This window comes from Aeromonas sp. HMWF014, from assembly GCF_963878295.1.
GTDB lineage: Bacteria > Pseudomonadota > Gammaproteobacteria > Enterobacterales > Aeromonadaceae > Aeromonas > Aeromonas popoffii.
In genome coordinates this window covers 1-2538 of the sequence record NZ_CAWNYS010000523.1, presented here as the reverse complement: position 1 = coordinate 2538, position 2538 = coordinate 1, and the positions used below count along the sequence as shown (strand labels likewise).

Annotated in this window: 4 protein-coding genes; 1 reads left to right on the top strand and 3 read right to left on the bottom strand. The window is 58.4% G+C overall.

All coding sequences use genetic code 11. From position 1 onward, the window contains the following. Positions 1–121 precede the first annotated feature (121 nt). The 3 genes from AAC083_RS20580 to AAC083_RS20570 all read right to left on the bottom strand — a co-directional run bounded on the left by AAC083_RS20580 (position 122) and on the right by AAC083_RS20570 (position 1996). Complete coding sequence (locus tag AAC083_RS20580; RefSeq protein ID WP_108537593.1) at positions 122–802, bottom strand: SDR family oxidoreductase; 681 nt, start codon at positions 800–802, stop codon at positions 122–124. 31 nt (positions 803–833) lie between these two features. Then, complete coding sequence (locus AAC083_RS20575; protein WP_042036216.1) at positions 834–1463, bottom strand: TIGR04219 family outer membrane beta-barrel protein; 630 nt, start codon at positions 1461–1463, stop codon at positions 834–836. 92 nt (positions 1464–1555) lie between these two features. Then, a complete protein-coding gene (locus AAC083_RS20570) occupies positions 1556–1996 on the bottom strand; it encodes a copper chaperone PCu(A)C (RefSeq protein ID WP_042036148.1) in 441 nt (146 codons plus the stop codon). Between the two features lie 89 nt (positions 1997–2085). On the opposite strand from AAC083_RS20570, the gene AAC083_RS20565 reads away from it, so the two are divergent. After that, positions 2086–2538: enoyl-CoA hydratase-related protein (locus tag AAC083_RS20565; RefSeq protein WP_181364840.1), on the top strand; the 453-nt coding region annotated here is incomplete at its 3' end.

Genomic DNA, 2538 nt, shown 5'->3' with positions numbered 1-2538 from the left:
TGCTCAAGGCCAAGCTGGGCCGTTAATTTCGCCCCCTTGCCACCATAAAAAAGCGCGCCATTTGGCGCGCTTTTTGTTTCTGCTTTCTCTGACGACGGCAACCGGATGACGGGACATCACCTCAGGGATTGCGACCGATAAAGAGGTCAGTCACGTGGCAGCTGCTTCTCGCCTCCAGCGCATCGAGCATATAGGCCGCCGCATCTTCAGGGGTCATGAAACCACTGGGATCCACGTGATCCGAGTTGTCCCAAAATTCGCTGCGGACCCCGCTCGGGTAGAGGTTGACCAGCCGCAGCGGCGAGCCTTTCAGCTCGGTGCGCAACGACTCCAGAAAGCCGCGCATCCCCCATTTTGAGGCGCAATAGAGGCTCTCATTGGCCTTGCCCACCTGCGCGGCGGAGGAGAGCACATTGGCCAGCACCCCGCCTTTCTCGCCGATGAGCCGCACCGTCTGTTGTGCCACCAAAATGGTGGAGATGAGATTGCTCTCCACCACCCTACGGATCTGCTCGGCGGTGTAGACACCAACCGGGCCAAACTCGCCGACCCCGGCACAGTGGATCACCATGTCGGGCAGGCCGCCCCACTCCACCGCAGCGGCGAAGGCGACGTCGACCTCTTCATGGTGCGCCAGATCGGCGACGATGCCGATCACCGCGCTGCCGAGCCGTTGCTCCTGCTCCTGCAGTCGCTGATAACGGCGCCCCATCATGGATACCTGATGGCCCCGCTCAACCAGCCCGATGGTCAGCGCCCGGCCGAGACCGGAACCTGCACCTGTCACTATGATGTGGCCCATTATCGCTCCTCGTCGTCAGCTGACGGCCAGATTAGAAAGTGAATTCGCAGCCCATGAACCAGCCATCAATCCGCTGATCAACGCGATCGAAGTCCATGCTCGCCTCACGCCAACCGGCCTGTACCTTAAGGGGAGCAGAAGCAAACTTGTAGGAGCCACCCAGACGGTAGTCATAGTTGTCGGCATCCTGCACACGGGCATCGCCGAAGGCGGCAAAGCCGGTACCTGGGATGCGCACTTCGGCACCCGTGTAAGCCATCAACACATCCTTGTCATAGGAGTAGTGCTGGGTGTTGAAATCGCCATCGTAACGACGACCGGTCAGACCCAGGTCGATCTGGAACAGGTCGTTGTTGAACAGGCGATAGTAGAGGCTCAGGTCATAGGCCATCAGATCGTTGTTGAGGGCGCCGCCGCTGGTACCGAAATCGGACATCTCGAACTTGGCGTTGGGCAGCAGAATGATGCCGTGCTCCAGTTGCAGGTAGCCGCTCCAGTTGTAGTTCTCGTCATAGCTGCCGTTGGCCCCGACACCGTTGATCTGGCCGCTGCCCTGCGCGTTCCATACATCGATACCGGCAGCAATACGCCAGTCATCAGCAGCCATGGCAGCCTGGCTGAACAGGGCCAGCACACAACCGGCAATCAAGGTCTTCTTCATCATGTCACTCTCTTATGGACTGGAAAGGCCATCATTTTACCCAGTGCGACGGGAATACACAGTGTAAAAAACTGAACACGCGTCCATTAATGTCAGTGCTGCATGCCTGCCATGGGTTCAATCGGCTTCACTGGCAGGCTCAATTCCAGCTTCTGGCCGTCATCCATGGTCAGGGTCAACGGGAAGGGCGTGCCCTGAAACAGCTCGCGCACCTCGAACAGCATGATGTGAAAGCTGCCGGGTTTGAGCGCCACTTCCCCTTTTGCTGGCACCTCTATGCTCTCGACCTGACGCATCTTCATGACCCCGTTCTCGTGCAGATGGGTATGCAGCTCGGCTCGGCCCACCTCGGACGAAGTGGCGGCGACCAGCTTCACCGGCTTGTCAGCGTCATTTTTGAGCACCAGAAAGGCGGCGGTATTGGGAGATCCGGGTGGCAGCAGACGCACATAGCCATCGACAGCCTCGACCTTGGCCAGAGCAGGCGCAGCCAAGCCCAGGGCGATCAGGGAATAAAACGCACGTTTAAACATGGTTGAAATCCTTTTATGATGTTGTTAAACGTCGTGAAGATTACCGCAGCAGTAAGCTTTTGACAGCCTGTGATAACAAGGATTTAGACATGGACCTCATTATCGTTGCCGAGCAGCAGGATGGCTTGCTCACCCTGACCCTCAATCGCCCCGCCAAGCGCAACGCCCTCAATACCGAGATGTATCTCGCCCTCACCGCGGCATTACGCCAAGCGACACAAAATGACACCGTGCATGTGCTACTGATACAAGGGCAGTGCGATTGCTTCACCGCCGGCAATGATCTGGCCGACTTTATGGGCAAATCCAGCCTGGATGCCGACGATCCCATTTTGCAGTTCCTGCACACCCTGGCGGATTTTCCCAAACCCGTCATAGCCGCGGTCGGTGGCCCTGCCGTCGGCATAGGCACCACCCTGCTGCTGCACTGTGATCTTGTCTATCTGGCGGACAACGCACGGTTGCAACTGCCGTTCGTCGAACTGGGGCTGGTGCCGGAGTTTGCCTCCAGCCTGCTCTTGCCACGTACCGTGGGCCATCTG

Bases quoted from the DNA above. Each gene is read 5' to 3' on its own strand.
- AAC083_RS20575 (WP_042036216.1), bottom strand. From the start codon at position 1,463: ATGAAGAAGACCTTGATTGCCGGTTGTGTGCTGGCCCTGTTCAGCCAG.
- AAC083_RS20570 (WP_042036148.1), bottom strand. From the start codon at position 1,996: ATGTTTAAACGTGCGTTTTATTCCCTGATCGCCCTGGGCTTGGCTGCG.
- AAC083_RS20580 (WP_108537593.1), bottom strand. From the start codon at position 802: ATGGGCCACATCATAGTGACAGGTGCAGGTTCCGGTCTCGGCCGGGCG.